This window comes from Streptomyces spinoverrucosus (assembly GCF_015712165.1).
Classification (GTDB): domain Bacteria; phylum Actinomycetota; class Actinomycetes; order Streptomycetales; family Streptomycetaceae; genus Streptomyces; species Streptomyces spinoverrucosus_A.
The window spans coordinates 3,622,088-3,646,228 of sequence record NZ_JADPZX010000001.1 but is presented as its reverse complement, the minus strand read 5'-3'; the positions used below and the strand labels follow the sequence as shown (position 1 = coordinate 3,646,228).

18 protein-coding genes and 1 pseudogene are annotated in these 24,141 nt (G+C 68.3%); 9 read left to right on the top strand and 10 right to left on the bottom strand.

Going from position 1 to position 24,141, the window contains the following annotated elements; genetic code table 11:
• The first annotated feature begins 533 nt into the window (after window positions 1-533).
• From I2W78_RS16365 to I2W78_RS41670, 6 genes and pseudogenes are all read left to right on the top strand, one after another.
• Window positions 534-8,330 (top strand): ricin-type beta-trefoil lectin domain protein, encoded by a 7,797-nt coding sequence (locus tag I2W78_RS16365; RefSeq protein ID WP_230886268.1) that lies wholly within the window; start codon window positions 534-536, stop codon window positions 8,328-8,330.
• A gap of 80 nt (window positions 8,331-8,410) precedes the next feature.
• Window positions 8,411-8,974: a hypothetical protein gene (locus tag I2W78_RS16360; RefSeq protein WP_196460684.1), complete on the top strand. Its 564-nt coding sequence runs from the start codon at window positions 8,411-8,413 to the stop codon at window positions 8,972-8,974.
• 69 nt (window positions 8,975-9,043) lie between these two features.
• A complete protein-coding gene (locus I2W78_RS16355; RefSeq protein ID WP_196460683.1) occupies window positions 9,044-9,301 on the top strand; it encodes a hypothetical protein in 258 nt (85 codons plus the stop codon).
• Between the two features lie 72 nt (window positions 9,302-9,373).
• Window positions 9,374-9,566 (top strand): annotated as a pseudogene (locus I2W78_RS41850) (polymorphic toxin-type HINT domain-containing protein); the annotation flags it as partial.
• Between the two features lie 335 nt (window positions 9,567-9,901).
• On the top strand, window positions 9,902-10,282 hold the full coding sequence (locus I2W78_RS40470; protein ID WP_230885471.1) for a hypothetical protein: 381 nt from the start codon (window positions 9,902-9,904) through the stop codon (window positions 10,280-10,282).
• Complete coding sequence (locus I2W78_RS41670; RefSeq protein ID WP_374222673.1) at window positions 10,209-10,412, top strand: hypothetical protein; 204 nt, start codon at window positions 10,209-10,211, stop codon at window positions 10,410-10,412. The genes I2W78_RS40470 and I2W78_RS41670 overlap by 74 nt, the downstream gene beginning before the upstream one ends.
• A 149-nt stretch (window positions 10,413-10,561) precedes the next feature.
• Here the strand turns inward: I2W78_RS41670 and I2W78_RS16340 are convergent, their stop codons facing one another.
• The 5 genes from I2W78_RS16340 to I2W78_RS16320 all read right to left on the bottom strand — a co-directional run bounded on the left by I2W78_RS16340 (window position 10,562) and on the right by I2W78_RS16320 (window position 14,177).
• Window positions 10,562-12,037: a glutamate--cysteine ligase gene (locus I2W78_RS16340; RefSeq protein WP_196460680.1), complete on the bottom strand. Its 1,476-nt coding sequence runs from the start codon at window positions 12,035-12,037 to the stop codon at window positions 10,562-10,564.
• Window positions 12,038-12,102: 65 nt separating this feature from the next.
• On the bottom strand, window positions 12,103-12,357 hold the full coding sequence (locus tag I2W78_RS16335; protein ID WP_196460679.1) for an EF-hand domain-containing protein: 255 nt from the start codon (window positions 12,355-12,357) through the stop codon (window positions 12,103-12,105).
• A 27-nt stretch (window positions 12,358-12,384) separates the two neighbouring features.
• On the bottom strand, window positions 12,385-13,143 hold the full coding sequence (locus tag I2W78_RS16330) for a DUF4253 domain-containing protein (protein WP_196460677.1): 759 nt from the start codon (window positions 13,141-13,143) through the stop codon (window positions 12,385-12,387).
• A gap of 3 nt (window positions 13,144-13,146) precedes the next feature.
• Entirely contained in the window at window positions 13,147-13,395 is a 249-nt protein-coding gene (locus I2W78_RS16325) for a DUF397 domain-containing protein (RefSeq protein ID WP_196460675.1), read from the bottom strand.
• Window positions 13,392-14,177, bottom strand: a complete 786-nt coding sequence (locus I2W78_RS16320; protein ID WP_230885470.1) for a DUF5753 domain-containing protein — start codon at window positions 14,175-14,177, stop codon at window positions 13,392-13,394. Before I2W78_RS16320 ends, I2W78_RS16325 begins: the two co-directional genes overlap by 4 nt.
• Before the next feature lie 152 nt (window positions 14,178-14,329).
• On the opposite strand from I2W78_RS16320, the gene I2W78_RS16315 reads away from it, so the two are divergent.
• The gene (locus tag I2W78_RS16315; protein WP_196460671.1) at window positions 14,330-14,734 is read left to right on the top strand and encodes an ATP-binding protein; all 405 of its coding nucleotides are present in this window, start codon (window positions 14,330-14,332) and stop codon (window positions 14,732-14,734) included.
• 62 nt (window positions 14,735-14,796) lie between these two features.
• Here I2W78_RS16315 and argS read toward each other — a convergent pair whose 3' ends face one another.
• The gene (gene argS, locus I2W78_RS16310) at window positions 14,797-16,566 is read right to left on the bottom strand and encodes an arginine--tRNA ligase (protein ID WP_196460669.1); all 1,770 of its coding nucleotides are present in this window, start codon (window positions 16,564-16,566) and stop codon (window positions 14,797-14,799) included.
• A gap of 275 nt (window positions 16,567-16,841) precedes the next feature.
• Here argS and lysS point away from each other — a divergent pair, with 275 nt between their 5' ends.
• Window positions 16,842-18,584, top strand: a complete 1,743-nt coding sequence (gene lysS / locus I2W78_RS16305) for a lysine--tRNA ligase (protein ID WP_196460667.1) — start codon at window positions 16,842-16,844, stop codon at window positions 18,582-18,584.
• Window positions 18,585-18,633: 49 nt separating this feature from the next.
• Here the strand turns inward: lysS and I2W78_RS16300 are convergent, their stop codons facing one another.
• The 3 genes from I2W78_RS16300 to I2W78_RS16290 form a co-directional block, all read right to left on the bottom strand.
• Window positions 18,634-19,914 carry a DUF2637 domain-containing protein gene (locus I2W78_RS16300; RefSeq protein WP_230885469.1) on the bottom strand — a complete coding sequence of 427 codons (1,281 nt, stop codon included), beginning with the start codon at window positions 19,912-19,914 and terminating at the stop codon, window positions 18,634-18,636.
• Window positions 19,915-20,081: 167 nt separating this feature from the next.
• On the bottom strand, window positions 20,082-20,909 hold the full coding sequence (locus I2W78_RS16295) for a DUF3558 family protein (protein WP_196460663.1): 828 nt from the start codon (window positions 20,907-20,909) through the stop codon (window positions 20,082-20,084).
• Between the two features lie 109 nt (window positions 20,910-21,018).
• On the bottom strand, window positions 21,019-21,873 hold the full coding sequence (locus tag I2W78_RS16290) for a DUF3558 domain-containing protein (protein WP_196460661.1): 855 nt from the start codon (window positions 21,871-21,873) through the stop codon (window positions 21,019-21,021).
• 169 nt (window positions 21,874-22,042) lie between these two features.
• On the opposite strand from I2W78_RS16290, the gene I2W78_RS16285 reads away from it, so the two are divergent.
• Window positions 22,043-23,236, top strand: a complete 1,194-nt coding sequence (locus I2W78_RS16285; protein WP_196460659.1) for an RtcB family protein — start codon at window positions 22,043-22,045, stop codon at window positions 23,234-23,236.
• Window positions 23,237-23,279: 43 nt separating this feature from the next.
• Here I2W78_RS16285 and I2W78_RS16280 read toward each other — a convergent pair whose 3' ends face one another.
• Window positions 23,280-24,080, bottom strand: a complete 801-nt coding sequence (locus I2W78_RS16280) for an LAGLIDADG family homing endonuclease (protein ID WP_196460657.1) — start codon at window positions 24,078-24,080, stop codon at window positions 23,280-23,282.
• Window positions 24,081-24,141 lie beyond the last annotated feature (61 nt).

The window sequence follows — 24,141 nt, the reverse complement described above, 5'->3', positions numbered from 1 at the left end:
GCGGCGCGAACACGGCGGGGTCTACTCCCGTGTGGACCAGGCGGATTGGGACAGCACAGACAGCCCCGGACGGCAGGCCGCGGGGCATGGGCGCGCACACGATCACACGATCCGTACAGCTCGTCCATGTGTGAAGGTTTTATAAATCTGTGATGAGCCGTCGAGGATTCCGTGACGATCGTTCATGGAAGTCGCGTCTGTGCCCTTTTGGTCACCTGCCGTGTGTCGATAGCAACGGAATTTCGGCACATTTCTGATCAGTTGCTCGATGTGACTGTCTGGTGTGTCATGCACTGTGACGCAGCCCACAAGGATCCTTTCTCGCCCCGATTCACGGATCTTGATGTGTGTGGCGCTCATGACAGAGGGTGCGGGCACGTTTGCATCGCCTGGGGTGGGAGTCGACGACGCGTATGCGTGCTCAAGGTCCACTGTCATGGCTGGGGCGGGGACGCCTGGCCAGGACGGAGTCTCAGCGACGGCGTCGGCGGCAGGGCCGCGTGGCGACCGTCCTTTTGTTGTCCTCGACGCTGATGGTGACCAGCCTGGGCGCGGACGCATGGGCGGTCCCCGGCCCCGGCATGACCCGCGAGGAACCGATCGACCTGCCCGACCTGCCGGAGAGCACCTCGCTCGACGGCGACGAGGAGGCCGAGAAGAACCTGACGACCGCGCCCGAGGTCCCCGTCGACCCGTACGCGCCGGTCGCCGTCACCCCCTGGACGGAGAACACCGGCACCGCGACGCTGACCTCGGACGCCGAGCCCGGCACCACGGTTCCGGTCTCCAACGGCCTGCCCGTAGCGCTCGGCGTGCCCGTCGGCACCGACCCGGCCGCGATCGACGGTGAGTGGCAGGTCGATCTGGCCGCGCCGACCGCGTCCCAGGACGCGGGCGTCTCCGGCATGATCATGCAGGTCACCCCGCCGGCCGACGCCGACCCGGCCGCGCAGGTCGCGCTCGCCGTCGACACCACCGGCTTCGCCGACCTCTACGGCCCCCAGGCCGCCGACCGCTTCGGCCTCGTCCTGCTGCCCGAATGCGTCCTCACCTCCCCCGACAGCGGCGACTGCGCCGCCGAGGGCGGCGTGCAGACCATGTCGGGCAAGGCGGACGACGACAAGGCCGAGCGGTTGCGCAGCACCGTGGAGGTGGTGCCGGCGAAGGATGCGCCCACCAAGGCCAAGGCTCCCAAGAACGCCCCCACCCGCAAGATCCTGTCCGGCTCGGTTCCGGTCGCCGACCTGCTGGGCGACGAAGCGGCTTCGACGACGTCCGGTGCCTCGGTCCGCACCGCGTCCTTCTCCCGGAGCGACGCACTCCAGGCCGTCGACGCCTCCGGCCCGCAGGTCATCGGCGCCATGGACACCGGCGCCTCCGCCGCCGGTGACTTCACCGCGACCCCGCTGCTGTCCTCGGGTGCCTGGTCGGCCGGCGCGTCCTCGGGCGCCTTCACCTACGCCTACCAGGTGCAGGTCCCGGAGAGCGCAGGCGGCCTGATGCCCAAGGTGGCGCTGAGCTACTCCTCGCAGTCGGTCGACGGCCGCACCTCCGCCACCAACAACCAGGCCTCCTGGGTCGGCGACGGCTGGGACTACAACCCGGGCTCCATCACCCGCACGTACGCCAACTGCCGCGAGGACTCGAAGAAGCCCGGGTCGAACAACGCCACGCACCGCACGGCGGACCTGTGCTGGGGCTCGAACAACGCCACCCTGTCGCTCGGCGGCATGACCACCGAGCTGGTGTGGGACGAGGACAAGGGCACGTGGTTCACCGCCAACGGCGACGGCGCCAAGGTCGAGCGGATCAAGGACTCCACGACCGGCAACGGCGCCAAGGACGGCGAGTACTGGGTCGTCACCACCCGTGACGGCACCCGCTACCACTTCGGCAAGCACAAGCTGCCCGGCTGGACCGACGGGCAGCCCGTCACCGACTCCGTGCTGACCGTGCCGGTCTACGGCAACCACTCGGAAGAGGACTGCTACAAGGCGGGCGACTGGGCCGGCTCGTGGTGCACCCAGGCCTGGCGCTGGAACCTCGACTACGTCGAGGACGTCCACGGCAACGCCATGTCCCTGTGGTGGAAGACCGAGCAGAACCACTACGCCCGCAACTTCAACTTCAAGGCGCCGGTCGTCTACGACCGCGGCGGCTACCTGTCCCACATCTACTACGGGCAGCGCAAGGACAACATCTTCACCGAGACCGCCCCGGCCCGCGTCGGTTTCACGGTCGCCGAGCGCTGCTTCGACGAGGGCTCACTGACCTGCTCCGACGCGAACTTCGCCGACAAGGACCCGGGCAAGTACCGCATCTGGTACGACACCCCCGCCGACCTGCGGTGCGAGTCCGGCAAGAAGTGCTGGAACGCCGGACCGACGTTCTGGACCCGTAAGCGCCTGACGGAGATCCAGACCTCGGCGCAGCGCCGTACCGACACCACCGCCCGCCAGGTGGTGGACCGGTACACCCTCACACAGAGCTTCCCGGTCCTGAAGACCGGTCCGAACACCGCCCTGTGGCTGGAGTCGGTCCAGCGCACCGGCTACGCCCGGCTCGGCTCCACGGACGACAGCGTGACGCTCAACGCGGTGCGCTTCGAGTCCAACGCGGAGGACATGCCCAACCGGGTCAAGCGCCCGAACGACCCGCGGCCCGGCTTCTCCCGGCTGCGCATCGCGCGCGTCATCAACGAGTACGGCGGCGAGACCGTCGTCACCTACAAGCAGCCCGCCGGTGACTGCGCCACGGGCACGGGCCTGCCCGGCAAGGACGACACCGCGGCGCTGAAGTCCAACACCCGGCTGTGCTACCCGTCGTTCTGGCACCCCGACCCCGAGGCCCAGGACATCGACTGGTTCCACAAGTACGTCGTGGAGTCCATCGAGGAACTCCCCAACGTCGACGGCGCCTTCGCCACCCAGACCGCCTACGCGTACAAGAACGCCGGCTGGAAGCTCGCCGAGGCGGAGTTCACCAAGAAGTCCAAGCGCACCTATTCGCAGTTCGCCGGGTTCGAGCAGACCACGGTGATCACGGGTGCGGACGAGTCGGCCATCGGCAGCAAGAAATCCAAGTCCGTCACCCGCTACTTCCGCGGCATGGGCGACACCGTGCCGGTGACGGACATCACCGGCACCGAGATCGCCAAGGACCTGGAGCCGTTCGCCGGCCGCATCGCCGAAGAGCTCACCTACACCAGCGCGTCCGACGCCGACACCGACTGGCTGTCCCGCAGCGTCACCGTCCCGGCCGCCACCGAGCTGGGCAAGCGCGACCGCGACGACGGACTGAGCCCGCTGCGCGCCTGGCGTGTCACGGAGCCCGAGGAGATCGCGTACACCAAGTCCTCCGGCACCGGCGACGACACCCGCGCCCAGCGGACCGTCAAGAGCAGCACGACGTACGAGTCGACCCACGGCCTGCCCACCCAGGTGGAGTCGCTCGGCGACACCGGCAGGACCGGCGACGAGTCCTGCACCAAGCTGGAGTACGTCCACCACACCGGCAAGAACCTCATCGGCCTGTCCAAGCAGGTCCTGGTCTCGCCGACCACCTGCGCGAACGCGGACTTCGCCGACCTGACGACGCTCAGCGGCGCCGCCCGCACCGCGTACGACGGCCAGGACTACGGCACCGCGCTCGCCTCCACCACGCGTGGCCTGGCCACCCAGACCTGGTCGCTGAAGGGCGACGGCAGCGGCTTCCAGACCAACGGCACCAGCGAGTTCGACACCGTCGGCCGCGTGGTCGAGCAGACCGACCCGGACGGCAAGTCCGGCACGATCACCTACAGCTCGAACCGCAGCGGCCAGGTCTTCGAGGTCACCGAGACCAACGCCCTCGGCCACACCCAGAAGCAGGAACTGGAGCCGGGCCGTTCGACCACCCTGAAGACGACCGACGCCAACGGCCGTGTCAGCGAGGCGAAGTACGACCCGCTGGGCCGTCTCGTCGAGGCGTGGGCGCCCGGCCGTACCCCGTCGAGCTCGTCCGTACCGGACTTCCGGGCCGTCTACACGATCCCGGCGTACGACCCGGAGAACCCGGACCGCAAGCCGCCGTACGTCACCACCCACACGCGCGGCCACGAGAACCGCGTCGAGAGCTCCGTCACCCTCTACGACGGCCTCGGCCGAGAGCGGCAGACGCAGGAGGAGGCCGACGGCGGCGGTCACCTGATCACCGACACGCTGTACAACAGCTCCGGCGAGGTCTGGCAGACCAACAACGCCTACCTCACCCACGAGGCCAAGCCGGGTGAGCTGTTCACCCCGCTCGCCGACACGGCCGTCCCCAACATCACCCGCTACACCTACGACGGTCTCGGCCGCGTCGTGGCGGAGACGCCGGTCCTCAAGGTCGTGGACCCGCTGACGACGGAGGCCACATCGCAGCCGGTCCCGGCGAAGGCCACCCGCTACGAGTACGGCGAGGACTGGTCGAAGGTGATCAACCCGGACGGAGCCTCCTCCTACCGGGTCTACACGGACGCCCTCGGCCGCACCTCCCGGGTCGACACGTTCAACTCGGAGGCACCCGACGGCTTCACGTCGATGCGGTACACGTACGACGCGCACGGCCGGCTCGCGAAGGCGACCAGCTCCGCCGACACGACGCACCCGTGGACCTGGACGTACGACCACCGCGGCCGGCAGATCACGGCCACCGACCCGGACGCGGGCACCACGGAAACCGCGTACGACCACCGTGACCGCCCGCTGACCACGACCAACGCCCGCGGCATCACCGTCTGGAACGGCTACGACGAACTGTCGCGGCCGACCCAGCAGCGCCTGAACAACGCCACCGGCACCCCGCTGGCCGAGTTCACCTACGACACCGTCACCGGCGGCAAGGGCATGCCCGCCACCGCCACCCGCTACACCGACGGCCAGGCGTACACCCAGAGGATCAACGGCTACACCAAGGACTACCAGCCGACCTCGACCACCCAGACCCTGCCGTCGCCCGTGGCGACCGCCTGGGGCCTTCAGACGTCGTACACGTACGGCTACACGTACAACGACCAGGGCATGCTTGAGGAGGCTTCCCTCCCGGCGGTCGGCCGGTTCGACGCCGAGAAGCTCGTCGTCCGCTACAACGAGGACGGCAAGCCGCTCTCCATCTCCGGCAAGGACTGGTACGGCGCCGAGACGGTCTACGACTCCTACGGCCAGGTGTTGCGCTCCACCCTGGGCGCGCAGCCGTACCGGGTGTGGACGCAGGCGTCGTACGACGAGTCCAGCGGTGAGCTGAAGGAGCAGTCGGTCTACCGCGAGCAGACCGGGGACAAGTCCGTGGTCGGCGGAAACCTGGTCTCCCAGCGGTCGTACACCTACGACCCCGCCGGCAACGTCACCTCGATCCGGGAGCACTCGGACGGCATCGCGGAGCGGCAGTGCTTCGGCTACGACCCGCTGGGTCAGCTGAAGACGGCCTGGACCGCCAAGGACCAGACCGCCTGCACCGGCCCGAAGAACAGCGACGGCACGCTCAACGTGGCAGTCGGCCCGGACAACTCCGGCTACTGGCAGGAGTACGAGTACGACCTGGTCGGCAACCGCACGAAGCTGACCGAGAAGAACCTCACCGGCGACACCGCCAAGGACGCCACGACCACCTACTCCTACGGCAAGGCCGACGGCACCCAGCCGCACACGCTGACCAAGGTGTCGAAGACCTACACCACCCCGCAGGGCGCGCAGGTCAGTGCGGAGGCGGAGCGCCTGTACGAGCTGACGGGCGAGACCAAGTCCGTCACCTCGCTGGACAACGGTGACAAGCAGGAGCTGACCTGGACCTACGACGGCAAGGTCGACCGGATCAAGGGTCAGGGTGCGGGTGGCAAGACGCCGTACGTGGGTCTGGCGGACAAGTGCCTGGACCTGAACAGTGGTCTGACGGCCGCCGACCAGCCGATCCAGCTGTACTCCTGCAACGCCTCGGTGGCGCAGAGCTGGCGTTTCACCCCCACTCCGGGAGCGACGCAGACCGACCCCGACCGGGGCACGCTGCGCGTCTACGACGAGTGGTGTGTGCAGCCGGCCGCGAACACGGCCGGATCGGCGGTCGAGCTGCAGAAGTGCGACGGTTCGGCCGGCCAGGAGCTGAAGCGCAACGCCTCCGGTCAGTTCACCCACATCGCCTCGAACCTGTGCCTGGCGGTCAAGGACGCCAACTCGGCGAACGCGACCCCGCTCGTGCTGGCCGGCTGTGACAGCACCAAGGCCGAGCAGCAGTGGGCGGCGCAGAACGACACCCGTCACATCTACGGGCCCGACGGCTCGCGCCTGCTGACGATCAAGGGCAAGCAGGCCACCCTGTACCTGGGCGAGGCGGAGGTCACCGTCCAGGCGGGCGGCGTCCTGGTCAACACCCAGCGCACCTACGCGGCCCCGGGCGGCGCGGTCATGCGCTACGCCTACGGCAACGGCACCGAACAGCTCGTCGCCCTCGCCGGCGACCACCAGGGCAGCACCTACGCCGAGGTCGCACTCAACAGCTCGAACTCGGTCCGCATCCGCAAGCAGGACCCGTTCGGCAACCAGCGTGGCGCGGACACGGTGGGCAAGAACCTGCAGACCCACACCGGCTTCCTGGGCGCGACCCGTGACGACGCCTCCGGCTATGTGCCGCTGGGCGCCCGTCTGTACGACCCGGTGGTCGGACGCTTCCTGTCCGCGGACCCGGTGCTCGACCTCAACGACGTACTGCAGTCCAACGGGTACGCGTACGCGCACAACAACCCGGTCACGCACTCGGACCCGACAGGTCTGGCCATCACGCTGACCGCCTCCGAGCGGGCGGCGGCTCTGGCGGGCGCGGGTCTGTCGGCGGCGCAGGTGGCGCAGGCGCAGGCCACGATGGGCAAGTCGTTGACCTCGGTCATCCTCGGGGCGGCCTGGAGTGTCCTGAGCGACTTCATCGGTCTCACCGACGCCATGGCCTGCTTCGGCGGTGACATGTGGTCCTGCGGCAGCCTGATCATCGGGGCGATCCCGTGGACCAAGCTGGGCAAGATCCCGTCCGTGCTGAAGGCGGTCAACCGCACGATCGACGCGATCCAGGCCTTCCGTGCGGCGAAGCGGGCGGCCGAGGCGGTGCTGAAGGCGGCGAAGGCGGCCGAGGCGGCGGCGCTGCGGGCGAAGAAGGCGGCGATCGAGAAGGCGAAGCGGGAGGCCGCGCAGAGAGCGAAGAAGAAGGCCGCCGAACAGGCCAAGAGAACGGCGGACAAGGCGGTCGCCCAGACCAAGAAGACCGGCAACGCCGTCCAGAAACAGGCCCAGGCCAAGTCCGCCCCGAAGGTGTCCACCAGCAAGGGCTCCTCGGGCGGGGGAGGCAAGGGCGGCGGCTCCAAGCCGGGCGGCGACTCCGGCGGCTCCTCGCGCAACAAGGGCGGGTCCAGTGGGAGCGGGGGGTCCGGGAAGGCCGACGGCGGGGGCGGCGGTTCCTGCCCGATCAACAACAGCTTCACCCCGGGCACCAGGGTGCTGATGGCTGACGGCTCCACCAAGCCGATCGAGAAGGTCGAGGCCGGCGACAAGGTCGTCGCGACCAACCCGAAGACCGGCGAGCGGCACATCGAGACGGTCACGGCCGAGATCAAGGGCGAGGGCCTGAAGCACCTGGTCAAGGTCACCATCGACACCGACGGCGAGGCCGGCACGAAGACGGCCGAGGTCACCGCGACCGACGGCCACCCCTTCTGGGTCCCCGAACTCGGCAGGTGGACCGATGCCACCGACCTGAAGTCGGGCGAGTGGCTTCAGACCAGCACTGGTACCTATGTACAGGTCACCGCCGTCCAGCGGTGGACCGGTCAGGGCGCCACCGTTCACAACCTGACCGTCTCCGACGTCCACACGTACTATGTGCTGGCGGGGGCTACGCCGGTACTCGTTCACAACTGCGGAACCGGTGGAGCCGATCCTGACCACCTCCAGGACATCGTCGACGACATGACCGACCTCGCCGGAGGAGGCGCGAACTGGCGCACCATGGGTGCGCTGCACGCCGACACCCCCAGCGGTGGGTTGGACCTCGTCGCGGTGGGAGCCCGTGCGGACCTGACGCAGAGGCAGTGGACGGCACTCCCCTCGCTCGGGTCGGGCACCCTTGCCATCCGTGTCCCGCAGCCGGCTAGGACTGTGGGCAGGGACGACCTGTGGCATGCCGAGGTGAAGTTGTGGACCGAGGCGGCGGGTATCCTCCAGATCCAGCCGCGCCTGCTCGTGGTCAGCAGGCCGATCTGCCCCGCGTGTGAGAACTTCCTGACACGCCGAGGCGCGACCATTACGTCAGCTACTACGGCTGAGTGGTAGCCGACCGATGACAGTTGGGGGGAGCCGGTGTGTCCGATCCCCCCAACGGCCATAGTGATTGTCCAGGATGGAGCACACACATGCAGGACTTGGCCCGCGGCGCTGACCTGGCCTACAACGCGTCCGTGGTCCTCCGGATCGGGAGCGCGGTTTTCGTCGCGTGCCCGGATGACCGTCTCCAGTCCCTGTACTACCGCGTGGACGGGGGAGTCAGATCCGTGTGGCGCCATCTGCGCGGTTCCGAGATCCACCCAAGGCTCGTCCAAGAGGCTGAGGAGGCGAACCGCCAGCTGTGGGAGCAGGCTCCGGCGCTCCCTTTGCCCGAGGAGTTCCTCGCCGGTTACCGAGACCTTGCCGCTGCCGCCCTCGCGTACCTGGACCGGGACGAGGCCGTGTCTCGCGACGAGATGTCTGCGCGTGCCATCGAAACGGTCGGCTTCCTGGAAGCCGGGCTGGACAGTGCCGCGGGCGCCGTGGACTTCGAACGGTCGTGTCAGGCGGCCACTGAGTTGCTACTGGAGAGCTGGGCTGAGGACCCGTTGTCCACGATGAGGCGGGTACGCCGCGAGACCGACGTGTGGGCCCTGGCATACCAGCGGTTCGTGAGGCCGGAGTTGGGTCTCGGTCACGGCATCTCAGACTGACCGCCCCAAGGGAGGTCGGCGCTCCACCTGCGGGAGCGTCAGTCCCACCAGAACGACCACACCTGGGCGATGTTCGACGTGTCCCTGTGGATGAGGGCGGGGTTCGACCAGGCCGCCTACGACGCTCTGACGGAAGCTCCTCGCGAATGCGAGAACGGGTGGGCGGAGTTGGACGTGATTTCGCGGCTGGGAACGAACGTCCTCGTCGACGTCTTCGCCGCGACGGAAGCGAGCGCGGGCCTTTATAAGGCCGAAACCGCGGATCGGGTGATGGAGGCCGCCTACGAGCTCCATGACCTGGTGGGGGAGTGCGTAGCGCTTCACTGACGGAAGAGACCGGTCCGCCGGCTCGGGCAGGATTGGCCTCCCGAGTCGGCGCACCGGCGTATTGCGGCCCCTGAATGGATCGACGCGCCACTGACCTCAAGTCAGGCCAGTGGCTCCAGACCAGGGCGGGCGCACCTACGTCCAGATCACCGCGATCGAGCGGCGAACGGCGCAGGACGCCACCGTCCACAACCTCACTGTCAGCGACGTCCACACCTACTATGCGCTGGCGGGGACCACACCGGTTCTGGTCCACAACACCAACGGATGCGGTCCGGTTGCCTACGGCTCGACGGATCTGAGCCAGATCGCAATTCAGCACAGGCGGCAGGCGGGTGTCTCGTCGGGACAGAACGTCGCCGTGCACAGTGTGGAACTGCCAAATGGCCAGACAGCTGATCTGACTTTCACCAACACGGTGCGAGGCCGGCATTCCGAGGCGCATGCTGATGATTTCCTCGACGAACTGGGTATTGATGCGCGTATGTCTAGATATACAAACGCGACGCTCTCGTGGAGCTTCGAGCGAGGGGACAATGCGTTGTCGGCCATTCGTAGAGCAGTGTTCGGTCGATAGAGGAAACGGCTGAAGGAGATCTCATGGATGCAAACGAAGCGCGAGTCGCTGTGGATCGCATCCTTGAGCAGAGCCTTGAAAGTCTGACCAGGGGAAGCTCGTTCTGTTTCTCCTACGGTCTGCCACCAGCAAGGACTGACGACCTGCTCGGCATTGAGGCCGGCTTTCAAGAGTCGATGCAACCCGAGTCCGGCCCGGATGGTTCGCAGTTCTACATCCTTGGGCGCTATGGCCCAATTGAGGTCGCGCTATCCATCCGGAATTCCCTCGACGCGTGTCAACTCCTCGATTACTTACTTGGTCGAGTGCGCATGGCGATGGAACTTGATCGTGCCGCTGCTTGCCGAGGAGCAGAGGCGTGCAGGAGAAGCAGAGATCTCTGCTTGGCGGGCCGGCACAATTGATGATGTGAGTGACCCGTATGTCGCGTATCAAGAGCTATGCGATTACGTCCTGGGGCGGTTTCGTGCCGTTGATCCCCAGATGCGGGACGATTCCGATTTCTGGTCGGACGTGATCATCGATGTGTCATAGCACCGGCGCCGGGGCACCTTACGCTTCCGGCGGACGCCGACAAGTCCGCGGTGTGTCCGCTCCTCCTCCGCAGCAACAGCTTTGAGCCGCTTGACGCAGCGCACGACGATGTTGCGCCGGTGACAGGTCTCTGGGTTCACGTGCGCTCGTCAGTCGACCGGCCAGGTGTGGGCCGGGGCGTTGAGGTGCATGTAGTCGATGTACTGGTGCGTCATGCGGCGTAGGGCCTCGTGGCGGCCGGGGGCCGAGGCGGCCGCGTGGTGGAACATCTCCTTCTGCCAGATCGCCCCGTTGCGGGCGGTGACGCAGCGCTGCTCGATGACGCCCAGCAGGGGTTCGCGCCACGCCTCGTCCATGCCGGAGTGCTCCAGGCCCCGGTGGGCGAGGGGGAGGAGGCGGCGCAGGACGAGTTCGGGGGTGGGCACCTCGCCCATGCCGGGCCAGTAGAGGCGGGCGTCGATGCCCTCCCGGGCCGCCGTGTGCAGGTTGTCCTCGGCGGCCGCGAAGGACATCCGGGACCACACCGGGCGTTCCTCTTCCACCAGGGCGCGCGTGAGGCCGTAGTAGAAGGCGCCGTTGGCGAGGGTGTCGGCGACGGTCGGGCCGGCGGGCAGCACCCGGTTCTCGACTCTGACGTGCGGCTTGTCGTGGGCGATGGCGTAGACCGGGCGGTTCCAGCGGTAGATCGTGCCGTTGTGGAGGGTCAGCTCACCGAGTTCCGGGATGTCGCCCTGCTCCAGCGTCTCCAAGGGGTCCTGCTCGTCGCAGAGGGGCAGGAGGGCCGGGAAGTAGCGCAGGTTCTCCTCGAAGAGGTCGAAGACGCTGTTGATCCAGCGTTCGCCGAACCACACCCGGGGCCGCACCCCCTGCACCTTGATCTCCTGCGGGCGGGTGTCGGTTGCCTGTTCGAAGAGGGGGATACGGGTCTCGTGCCACAGTTCCTTGCCGAAGAGGAAGGGTGCGTTGGCCGCCAGTGCGATCTGGATGCCGGCGATGGCCTGCGCCGCGTTCCAGTAGCCGGAGAACTCCTCCGGGGAGACCTGGAGGTGGAACTGCGTGCTGGTGCACGCCGCTTCCGGCGTGATCGTGTCGGCGTAGGTGCGCAACCGGTCCACGCCGTCCACCTCGATGCGCAGATCCTCGCCCCGGGCCGCGAAGACCTGGTCGTTGAGCAGCCGGTAGCGCGGGTTCTCGGAGAGGGCGCGCTCACCGACGTCCCGCTGCTGGAGGGTGGGGAGAATACCGATCATGATCAGGTGCGCGCCGACCGACCTGGCTCGTTCCTCGGCGTGATTGAGCGCGGCGCGGATCTCGGACTCCCACGCGTCGGGGCCGCCCTCGGTCAGCCGGCGGGGCGGCACGTTGATCTCCAGGTTGAACCGGCCCAGCTCCGTGGACCACGCCGGGTCGGCGATCGCCTCCAGTACGTCGCTGTTGCGCATCGCCGGCTCGGCGCGGTCGTCGACCAGGTTCAGCTCGATCTCCAGCCCCACCTGTGGTCGCTCGGACTCGAACCGCGCCTCGCGCAGCATCAGCGCGAACGCCTCCAGGCACCTCTGCACCTTGATCCGGTACCGGCGGCGGTCCTCCCGGGTGAAGACCACCTCCGGGACATCGCGTCCCATCGGGCCTCCCGAGCAGCTGCCTCGGACTGCTCCTCACTCCAGCGTCGCACCAGGTGGGCGAGATGTCAGCGCCAGCCGAAACGGCGGTCCACCACCGCGGAGAACTCCTCCAGCGTCAGTACGGCGTCCCCGTTCTGGTCGGCCGCGTCGAACAGCGCGGAGGCGGCGTCGGCGTCTCCCACGGCCCAGAACGGCAGAACGCCTGAGGCGGCGAGGGTCGGGCCCTTCGTGCGGAGAGCGATGATCACTTCTTCGCGGGTCAGGATCCCGTTCTCGTCGAGGTCAAGTGCCTCGAACAGCTTTCGGGCTTTGTCGCTCATGGTGTCGTCCTCATTCCGGAGTCTGGCTCAGTCCCACCAGAAGGACCAGATTTCCTGGTTGATGAGTTGCTCGGCGTAAGAGTGGAGCGACGGGGTGCTGCTCTGTTCGATGGTGTCGGGGCAGAACGCGTAGTGCTCGACCGCCACCGCCTGCGCTTCGGCGGGGATGGTGGGTGGTGCCGCGACGGAGAGGATCAGCTGGTCGAAGGTGAGGGCGACCACGCGTACGCCGAAGCGGTCCTCCCAGGAGCGGAGTACCGCGCAGAGGCGGGCGACGTCGTTCTCGTGGTTCACGGGGCCCGACCAGCCGATCGCCGCCGGGATGTCCGCGCTGCGGCGGGCGGGGACGAGGGCGACGCGGGGTTCCTTGAGCCAGGTTCCGTCCGTGAGGAGGTGGTCGGCTATTTCCGTGGCCAGGGCGTCGGGGTCGGGGGTGGCGGTGTCGGGCCGGGGTTCGGGGGCCAGGCCCGGCCAGTCGTCGTCCTCCGTGTCCTCCCAGTACTCGGCCAGTACCTCTTCGGGGTCGTGATCTCCGGGGTACGAGGTCTCGCCGGGCATCAGTTCCCAGGCCTCGGGGCCCTGCTGGCTGCCGCCGACGTCTATGAGCAGCGGGAGCATGCCTGCGGTGCGGGCCCCTTTCAACGCCGTCCAGTCACCGGGGGTCGCGGGGACGTCCGCGTGCCAGAGGAGGGTGTCGATCAGTTGCCCTTGCGGGAGGTCCAGACCGAGGGTGCGGCCGGTGGGGTCGGCGGCGAGCTTCGGGAGCGGGTTGGGGAGGGTGGCCATGGTTCAGCGAGCGGCGAACTTCGTGAACGCCGTCCAGGTGGAGGGCTTGATGTGGAGGGTGGGGCTGTCGTCCGCCGGGTTTTTGGAGTCGCGGATGTGGATGGTGTGGGGGCAGGCGGCGACTTCCAGGCATTGGCCGCCTTCTTCGCTGCTGTAGCTGGACTTGCGCCAGGTGTAGGAGGCTTCGAGGCAGGCGCCGCCCTCGTTGTCGCTGTAGCTGGACTTGAACCACTGGGGTGCCGTGCCGCTCATTGCTCTCCTAGCAGACGATCGAGCAAGCTCTTGGAGTCGTGCGGGGGCAAGGCCTGCGAGCGCAGCATCGCATACTTGTGCGCCCTGTTGAACACCTCATCTGGGTCGGAGAACCACTGGCTGCCGTGCTGACTTTCGGCGTACGCGAGGCGCTGGTGGTCGGGGGTCTCCAGGATGATGAACGGGCCCGCGAGACCGGCGTGCGAAGGCGTGTCCATAGGCAGGACCTGGAACGCGAGTCCCCGGAGATCGGCGACCTCGCGCAGGTGGCGGAGTTGGGCGCGGCGCACCTCGTCCCCGCCGACGCGGAGGTGCAGCACCGGCTCCCAGACGACGAAGCTGAGGGTCGGGGGATTCTTACGGTGCAGGATCTCCTGACGGTCCATACGGGCCGCCGTCTTGGCCTCGATCTCGTCCTCGTCGAACGCGGGTACGCGGTCCTGGAAAACGGCGCGGGCGTACTCCCGGGTCTGGAGAAGTCCGGGCAGGACCACGCACTCGTACCAGGAGATGGCGATGGCCTCGCGCTCGTGCAGCATGAACTGCTCGGCGTACAGCGGGAACTGGTCGACCTCTGGCATGTTGTCGACCCCGGCGACCAACATGCCCTTGGCGTCGAGGAACTGGTCCAGCTTCGAGGCGACGTCCGGGAGCAGCGGTCGTCTGCCTTGCTCGATGGAGGCGATGGTCTCCTCGTTGGCCTGGATCGCGTCCCCGAGTGAGCGTTGGGTGTGGCCCGCCGCCCTGCGGGCCGCCTGCACCTGTGCGCCGACCATCCGCATGGCTGATCCGTTCCTCCGTGTCACCTTCTTGGCGTTCACGCCTGTCCAACTCCCCACCCCGCGCCGTACGGGACCCCGTGCCGACCCGTACATCGCATCTGTACGGGCTCACGCACTGCTCCACCGTAGTGACGCTGCGCGACATTCGTCCCGTGAATGCCGAAGTTGAACTCCCCTACCAGCGCGACCAGTTCTACGCCCGCCTCCGTCGGTCCGTGCCCGCCGCCCGGCGTTTCACCTCGTGGTCCCTCGAGTGCTGGGGGCTCGGGCGGTGGGAGCGGGCCGAGGACGTGGCCGTGTGTGTCAGCGAGTTGGCGACCAACGCCCTGCTGCACGGCGTACCGCCCGGCCGTGGGTTCCTGCTGCGCGTGCGGTACGACGGTGACGTGCTGCGCGTGGAAGTGCACGACAGCGGGTCCGGTGTTCCACGCGTCGCCGACGAGCCCGACGAGGGCGGGCGGGGGCTGCTGCTCGTCGCCGCGCTCAGTGACAAGTGGGGCGTGGGGGAGCGGCCGCTGGGCAAGCTGGTGTGGTGCGAGTTCGCGTGCCCCGCCTGAGGACGGAACGCGTCGACATCGCGCTGAGGGCGGTGCTCAGCCTCTGATGCCGACGCGTTCGCTCAGAGCCGCTCGGGCGTCCGGATGCCCAGCAGGGCCATGCCCTGGTGCAGGGTGCGGGCTGTGATGTCGCAGAGGAACAGACGGTTCTCGACCTGCTCCGGCGTCTCGGCCTTCAGCACCGGGCACTTGTCGTAGAACGACGTGTACAGCGACGCCAGCTGGTAGAGGTACGCCGCCAGCTTGTGCGGGGCGTACTCCGTCGCCGCCTCCGCCACCGTCTCCGCGAACGCGTCCACGTGCAGGCCCAGCGCGCGCTCCGCCTCGTGCAGGTCCAGCTCCGGGTGGGCCTGCGGGCGGGCCTCGCCGGCCTTGCGGAGGATCGACTGGATACGGGCGTACGCGTACTGGAGGTAGACCGAGGTGTCGCCGTTCAGCGAGACCATCTGGTCCAGGTCGAACTTGTAGTCCCGGTTCGCCGACGTGGACAGGTCGGCGTACTTCACCGCGCCGATGCCCACCTGCGCGCCGCGCTCGGCGATCTCCTCCTCGGAGAGGTCCTGGGCCTTCTCCCGTACGACGGTGGAGGCGCGGTCGATCGCCTCGTCGAGGAGGTCGACCAGCCGGACCGTCTCGCCCTCACGCGTCTTGAACGGCTTGCCGTCCTTGCCGAGGACCGTGCCGAAGGCCAGCTGGTACGCCTTCACGTCGCCGTTGAGCCAGCCGGCCTTGCGGGCCGTCTCGAAGACCATCTTGAAGTGCAGGGACTGGCGGGCGTCGACGACGTAGATCAGGCTGTTCGCCTTCAGGTTGAAGACGCGGTCGCGGATCGCGGAGAGGTCCGTCGCCGCGTAGCCGTAGCCGCCGTCCGACTTCTGCACGATCAGCGGGACCGGCTTGCCGTCCGGGCCCTTGATGTCGTCGAAGAAGACACACAGCGCGCCTTCCGAGCGGACGGCCACCCCTGATTCCTCCAGGAGGCGGCAGGTCTCGGCGAGCATGTCGTTGTAGCCGGACTCGCCGACGATGTCGGGGTCGCGGACCTCCATGTCCAGCTTCTCGAAGACCGAGAAGAAGTAGATCTTCGACTCGTCGACGAACTTCTGCCACATGGCGAGCGTGTGCGGGTCGCCGGCCTGGAGGTCGACCACCCGGCGCCGGGCCCGCGTCTTGAACTCCTCGTCCGCGTCGAACTTCTTCCGGGCCGCCTTGTAGAGCCGGTCCAGGTTCGACATCGCAGCCTGGCCGGACTCCTGGAGGTCCACGCCCTCCCTGTGGTCCAGCTCGTGCGGGTGCTCGTCGAGGTACTGGATGAGCATGCCGAACTGGGTGCCCCAGTCGCCGATGTGGTGCCGGCGGACGACGTTCTCGCCGGTGAACTCCAAGAGCTGGACGACCGAGTCGCCGATCACCGCGGAGCGGAGGTGGCCGACGTGCATCTCCTTCGCCACGTTCGGCTGGGCGTAGTCGATGACCGTCGTGCCGGGCGCGTCCGCGTGGGGGACGCCGAGGCGCTCGGGGTCCGCGTACCGCGCCGCCAGGTTCTCCGTGATCGCCTTGTCGGTGAGGGTGATGTTGAGGAAGCCGGGGCCCGAGACCTCGACGTCCTTGATCACGTCGCCGGTGGTGATGTTGGCGACGACCTGGGTCGCCAGGTCCCGGGGGTTCGCCTTCGCCTTCTTGGCCAGCGCGAGGATGCCGTTGGCCTGGAAGTCGGCCCGGTCGCTTCGTCGCAGCAGCGGGTCGACCGCGTCGGCTTCCGGGAGGGCGGAAGCGAGGGCGTCGGCGAGGCGCTGGTTGACGGAGGCGGTGAGGGACGTGACCGGGGCCATAGGAATGGGTGCCGTTCTCCTCGTGGGGATGGATAGACACGGTCAGTATCCCATGGGGGGTAAAGCGGTTTTTGCGGAGAGCTCGGGGGTGAGGTGCGTCGGCGGGCGCGGGCCGTGCGTGGCTGGTCGCGCCCGCGCGGCGGAGCCGCATATCGGCACAGCCCCGCGCCCCTGGTTGGCTGCTTGAAAAGGCGTTTTCGTCGTTCGGGGCGTTGCTGGGAGAATGGATGCGCCAGCCGTTGACCGTACCGGCTGCCTGATGCGGAAAGAAGGACGTGCCGATCGTGGCTCTGAGCACCGAGACCACCGACTGGGTCTCCCGTTTCGCGGATGAGGTCATCGAGGAGTCGGAGCGTCGGGCCCCGGGCAAACCCGTTGTCGTCGCGTCCGGGCTCTCGCCCTCCGGGCCCATTCACCTGGGCAACCTGCGTGAGGTCATGACCCCGCACCTCGTCGCCGACGAGATCCGGCGGCGGGGGTACGAGGTGCGGCATCTGATCTCGTGGGACGACTACGACCGGTACCGCAAGGTGCCCGCCGGAATCGCCGGGGTCGACGAGTCCTGGAGCGAGCACATCGGCAAGCCGCTGACCTCCGTGCCGGCGCCGGCGGGGTCGTCGTACCCGAACTGGGCCGAGCACTTCAAGGCGGCCATGGTCGAGGCGCTGGGCGAGCTGGGCGTCGAGTTCGACGGGATCAGCCAGACCGCGCAGTACACCTCCGGGGCGTACCGCGAGCAGATCCTGCACGCGATGCGGCAGCGCGGCGAGATCGACGCCGTGCTCGCGCAGTACCGGACCAAGCCCAAGGCCGCTCCCAAGAAGCAGCAGAAGCCCGTCGACGAGGCCGAACTGGAGGCCGCCGAGGGGTCGGGGGCGGCGAGTGAGGACGACGGCAGCCTCGGTTCCGCCGGGTACTTCCCGTACAAGCCCTACTGCGGCAATTGCGAGAAGGACCTCACCACCGTCACCTCGTACATCGACGACACCACCGAGCTGTCGTACACCTGCAACGAGTGCGGCTTCGCCGAGACCGTGCGGCTGAACGAGTTCAACCGCGGCAAGCTGGTCTGGAAGGTCGACTGGCCGATGCGGTGGGCGTACGAGGGTGTCGTCTTCGAGCCGAGCGGGGTCGACCACTCGTCGCCGGGGTCCAGCTTCCAGGTCGGTGGGCAGATCGTCGGGATCTTCGGCGGGAAGCAGCCGATCGGGCCCATGTACGCGTTCGTCGGGATCTCCGGGATGGCGAAGATGTCGTCCTCCCGCGGCGGGGTGCCCACCCCGGGCGACGCGCTGAAGATCATGGAGCCGCAGCTCCTGCGCTGGCTGTACGCCCGGCGCAAGCCCAACCAGTCGTTCAAGATCGCCTTCGATCAGGAGATCCAGCGGCTGTACGACGAGTGGGACAAGCTCGACGCCAAGGTGGCCGACGGCTCCGCGCTGCCCGCGGACGTGGCCGCGCACTCGCGCGCGGTGCGCACGGCCGCCGGTGAGCTGCCGACGACGCCGCGGCCGATGCCGTACCGCACCCTCGCGTCCGTCGCCGACATCACCGCCGGGCACGAGGACCAGGCGCTGCGAATCCTCAGCGAGCTCGACCCCGACAAGCCGCTCGGCTCGCTCGACGAGGTGCGGCCCCGGTACGCGAAGGCCGAGGCGTGGATCAACACGCACGTGCCCGCCGACCAGCGGACCATCGTGCGCGAGGAGCCCGACGTCGAGCTGCTGAAGTCGCTCGACGAGGCGTCCCAGCAGTCGCTGCGGCTGCTGCTCGACGGACTGGAGTCGCACTGGTCACTGGACGGGCTCACCCACCTCGTCTACGGCGTGCCCAAGGTACAGGCCGGGTTCTCCGCCGACGCCACGCCCAAGGAGCTCCCGCCGGAGATCAAGACCGCCCAGCGGACGTTCTTCGCGCTGCTGTACCACCTGCTGGTGGGCCGGGACACCGGCCCCCGGCTGCCCACGCTGCTGCTGGCGGTGGGGCAGGAGCGGGTACGGGCCCTGCTCGGGGAGTGACGCCGGTTCGACGGTGACGGGGGCGCCCGGTGTTCGCCGGGCGCCCCCCTCACGCGATGTGCTCGTCCTCCAGCTCCGCCGTGTGGCGCTTCTGGAAACGCAGGACCATGCGCTTGGCGTCGGCGTCCACGACGGGCACGCCGTAGGTCGCCTCGACGTTGTCGCTGAACTCGCGGGGGGTCGGGTAGCCGCTGCCGCTGATCGACTGCTTGAAGACCGAGTAGTAGTCCTCTTCGGACGGTTCGGGCGCCGGCGGCGTACCGCCACCATCACCCAGTTCGCGGGTACGGCCGGGGCCCACCGGGATGGGGAAGGTACCGGTGTCCTCCGGGGAGGGCTCGGGGGACGGCGGGGGCTCCTCGTACTGCTGCTGGTACTGCTCCGCCTGGCGCTGTTCCTGGTACCAGTCGGCGTAGGCGGCTTCCGGGTCGTAGTCGGGGTCGTAGCCGCCGTGGTACTCGATCGTCTGCGGGTCCCGGGCCTGCAGCCAGGGGTTCTGGGGCTCGGAATAGTCGAGCTGCTCCGCGTCCGGCGTGCCGTCGCCCTGGGGGCGCTGCCCGCTGCGGGGCGCGGCCACGGCGTCGGCTGCGCCCGCTGCCGCGGCCGGGGCGTCAGCCGCATGCGCCGCCGTCAGCTCCGGCTTCGGCGCCGGGGGTATCAGTGCCGGCTCGATGCCCGCCGCCGCCAGGCCCGCCGGGGCCGTGTCCGCCAACGGGACGCCGTACTTGGCCAGGCGCAGGGGCATCAGGGCCTCCACCGGGGCCTTGCGGCGCCAGGCCCGGCCGTAGCGGGAGCGGAGACGGGCCTGGTAGACGAGACGTTCCTGCTCCAGCTTGATGACCTGGTCGTAGGAGCGGAGCTCCCAGAGCTTCATCCGGCGCCACAGGAGGAACGTGGGGACCGGGGAGAGCAGCCAGCGGGTGATGCGGACGCCCTCCATGTGCTTGTCGGCCGTAATGTCCGCGATACGGCCGATCGCGTGCCGCGCCGCCTCCACCGCGACCACGAACAGGATCGGGATGACGCCGTGCATGCCGACGCCCAGCGGGTCCGGCCAGGCCGCCGCGCCGTTGAAGGCGATCGTCGCCGCCGTCAGCAGCCACGCCGTCTGGCGAAGCAGCGGAAAGGGGATGCGGATCCAGGTCAGAAGCAGGTCCAGGGCGAGCAGAACGCAGATGCCCGCGTCGATGCCGATCGGGAAGACATAACTGAAATCCCCGAAGCCCTTCTTGAGGGCGAGCTCGCGTACGGCTGCGTACGAACCCGCGAAGCCGATGCCCGCGATGATCACGGCACCGAAGACGACCACGCCGATGAGAACGCGGTGCATCCGTGTCAGCTGTAGTGGCGCGGCCACCCGTATTCCCCTCCCACTGCGTGTTGTTGCGCGCCCAACAGGGTGGCACATGCGTACCGGGAACGGGTGGCCGGACCGTGTACGTCAGCCCATCCGTGACTCTTCCGGTGGCTGCCGGTGATCCGCCCCAGTCCCCGGGGTCAGCTCCGCTGCGACGGAGACTTGGACGAAGTGGCGGATTTCGAAGGGGAGTCGGTGCCGCCAGGGGTCGCCGAGGCGTTCGTCCCGTTCGCCTTCGTGACCGCCGTCACGGCCTCCTTGGCCGCCTTCTGGGCGTCCTTCATCAGGTCGTCGGCGTCCGGCGTCTTGTCACCGGCCAGGCCCGCGCCGTTGTAGTCGAGGGTGACGACGACGTTCTCGACGCGCGTCACGATCGTCTGCTGCTTGAACGCGCCTTCCTTCTTCTTCAGGTCGTAACGCACGGCCGTCGCCTGGTCGCCGGTGCCGGTGAGCGGCTCGGCCTTGGTGTTCTTGGCGCCCTCGGCCGACCGGACGTCGCCGACCTGCTTCTCGTAGTACTCCTGCGCCCGCTGCTCGCCCGAGCCGCGGGCGACGTCGGACTCGAAGCGCAGCAGGGAGACGTTCAGCCAGCGGAACTGGGAGCCCTTGACGCCGTTGTTGTCGAGGCTGTCCCAGGAGCAGCCGGCCCGGGTTGACACATCGTCCGAGCTGCTCTCCTTGCCCGACTTGCCCGCCTCCGGGACCAGTTCCTCCAGCGTCTTCTTCGACAGCACCGAGCACGGCTCGGGCAACTTCGCGTACGCCGCCGCCTCGACGGTGGGCGAGGGACTCGCGGACGCGCCCGCCGGGCTCTCGGACGCCTGCTTGGCGTCGGCACCGGAGCCGGAGTCCGAGGAGCAGCCGGCGGCTATCAGCATCACGGGGACGGCGGCCGCGCCGACAAGGACGCGGCTGAGACGCCTGGCTCGCTGATCGCTCTGTTCGGCTCGCTGTGCTCGTCGCTGCATGGTTCCTTCACTCGTGACGCTCGGGTTACAGGTCCGAGGGGTCACGGTACGCGGTGAAGGAAGTGTGCGGACTCGGATCGGCCGCTTTGCGCGGGGGCGCGAAGGGGCGCTACTCCGCGAGCGAGTCGGCCAGCTGCGCGGCCAGTTTCCGGGCCCTGTCCTGCATTTCCTTGCTGTCCGGGACGACTCCGACGGTCGCCGGCTGCTCCTCGTACTCGATGGTCACGATGACGTTGGACGTGCGGAACGCCACAGTCACCGTGCGCTGCCTGGCCGTCGAACCGGAACTGCTCAGCTCGTCGTCGAGGAAGGCCTCGTCGGCGAGGTCGTCGAGGACGCGGGGCTGGAGCGCGGTGGGGGTGGTGCTGGAGGAGGGGCTGGATGTGCCGCTGGGGGTGCCGGAGGGGGTGCCGGAGGAACTGGGGGAGCTCGGGGAGTTGGTGGAGCCCGGGGAGTTGGTGGTGGCGGGCGGTGAGCTCGTGCCGCTCGGGAACTGGGTCTCCGTCGCCGTCGGCTCGGGCAGGTCCGCCGCCTCCTGCCTGCCCGCGAACAGCACCTGCGCCTGGTCGTCGTCGCTGACCGTGCTGTCGTACGACACCACTCGCTCGAAGTCGACGAACAGGTAGTCCGTGGCGGAGGCGGACTCGACCTTCCAACGGCAGCCGACCTTGCGGTCGTTGTCGTAGGTGAGGGTGGCCTCGCCCTGGTAGGCCTGCTCGCGCTGTTCCCCGTCGACGATCTGCTGGATGCCGGGGAGCAGGGAGTCGAGGGTGTCCTGACGGACCGCGCCGCAGGGTTCGGGGAGGGTGCGGTAGCGGCCGGGCTCGGCGGCCGCCGTCGACGTACCGGCGTTGTCGGAGTTGGCGCTGTCCGTGGCGTCGCCGCCGTCCGAGCCGCCGGTGCAGCCGGCCAGCAGGGCCGCGAGGAGCGCGGCGACGCCCGTTACGTACGCCTTCCGCTGCACGGTCAGGCTCCTCTCGCTGGTTAATCGCTTGCCGTCCCAGGGCTCGCCCTGAAGACAATGTGTATCGCACGCACTGCCGTGAACGCCGGTCCGTTGTCCGTTACGTCGACCTTGGCGCCGGTTTTGCGTTTCGAGGCTTTCATTATTTATTCGGGGGAATGAGGACGATATGTCGTATGTCGAGATGCCGGGCGCGAAGGTGCCGATCCGTATGTGGACCGACCCGGCCACGGTCGAGGAGGGCGCGCTCCAGCAGCTGCGGAACGTGGCGACCCTGCCGTGGATCAAGGGGCTGGCCGTGATGCCGGACGTGCATTACGGGAAGGGGGCGACGGTCGGCTCGGTGATCGCGATGCGGGGCGCTGTCTGCCCGGCGGCGGTCGGGGTCGACATCGGGTGCGGGATGTCGGCGGTGCGGACGTCGCTGACGGAGAACGACCTTCCCGGGGATCTGTCGCGGCTGCGGTCGAAGATCGAGCAGGCGATTCCGGTGGGGCGGGGGATGCACGACGACCCCGTGGACCCGGGGCGCTTCCATGGGCTGGCGACGGCCGGGTGGGAGGACTTCTGGGGGCGGTTCGGTGGGGTGGCGGAGGCGGTGAGGTTCCGTGAGGAGCGGGCCGTCAAGCAGATGGGGAGCTTGGGTCGGGGGAATCACTTCTGCGAAGTGTGCGTGGACACTTCCGGCTCTGTGTGGCTGATGTTGCACTCGGGGTCCCGCAACATCGGCAAGGAGCTCGCCGAGCACCACATCGGTGTCGCCCAGAAGCTGCCGCACAACCAGGGCCTGGTCGACCGTGACCTCGCCGTCTTCATCGCGGACACCCCGCAGATGGCGGCGTACCGCAACGACCTTTTCTGGGCGCAGGAGTACGCCAAGTACAACCGCACGATCATGATGGCGCTCCTGAAGGACGTGATCCGCAAGGAGTTCAAGAAGGCCAAGCCGGTCTTCGAGCAGGAGATCTCCTGCCACCACAACTATGTGGCGGAGGAGCGGTACGAGGGGATGGACCTGCTCGTCACCCGCAAGGGCGCGATCCGGGCCGGTTCCGGGGAGTACGGGATCATTCCGGGGTCCATGGGTACGGGTTCGTACATCGTGAAGGGCCTCGGGAACGAGATGTCCTTCAACTCCGCCTCGCACGGCGCCGGTAGGCGCATGAGCCGGAACGCTGCCAAGCGGCGCTTCTCGACGAAGGACCTGGAGGAGCAGACGCGGGGCGTGGAGTGCCGTAAGGACTCTGGCGTGGTGGACGAGATCCCCGGCGCCTACAAGCCGATCGAGCAGGTCATCGACCAGCAGCGGGACTTGGTGGAGGTCGTCGCCAAGCTGAGGCAGGTCGTCTGTGTGAAGGGGTGATCCGAGAGGCCCCCGGTTGGTACCAGGGGCCTCGTTCATCTGGTCACCGGCTGCTGGGCATCGGCACTTGTCCGGTGCGCAGGCGCCACAGGCGGAGGTTGCAGCTTTGCGGACTCCTGTCGAGCACGTCCGCAGCCGCTGTTGGGCTGTGCAGCTTCAGTAGAATTCGGTCCTCGGTCTCGTTCCAGCGGCGTGCCGTGTACGCGGACCTCATTCCTGCGGGGCGCGCCCAGGCGCTGAGTGAATCGGCGGCGGTGCGCTTGCGTGCGAGGGACAGGCAGGCGGGGTAGTACAGGTCACTCGCCAGGCGCTGGGCCGCCTCCATGGTGTAGAGGATGTTGTAGATGCCGTCTCGTGTATTGCGTTTGATCGTGCGTTCGACTCCGGCCACCTCCATCGCATACTTGCTGAAGTAGGTGCCGATGGCAGTGCTGGCCGTGGTGAGGGAGATGAAGGGAAAGCCCCTGCTGGTGTAGCCCACTGATCCGTCGGCGTCGATGACGCCTCGGAGGTAGTCGCGGACCGAGAAGTCGCCGTGGGGCGGAGTGATTGTCCTCGACTTACGTCCGTAGGGCAGGCCGAGATTGTTCAGTACGGTCCTGGCTTCGAACGAGCACAGGGCCCAGGTGACCGAATTGTGGGTTGCGGCGAAGTTGGTGGACCGAGTGCGTTCGGTGATGCTGCTGTTGTACGGCGTCAGCCTCTGGAATTCGCGGAGGAGCTCAGCATCTCGGGCGTTGACCTCGAGGGTCAGCTTGCCTTTCTTCCCGGCGCCTTGCTGAAGATGCCCATCCGCCTGCAAGAAGCCGAACATGTACGCGTACCCGGGGACCGTCAGGTCCATGAACTGGTGAGCGCTAGCCTCGCAGTCAGCCACAGGGAAGCCCTACTCCCTTGTTGGTCAG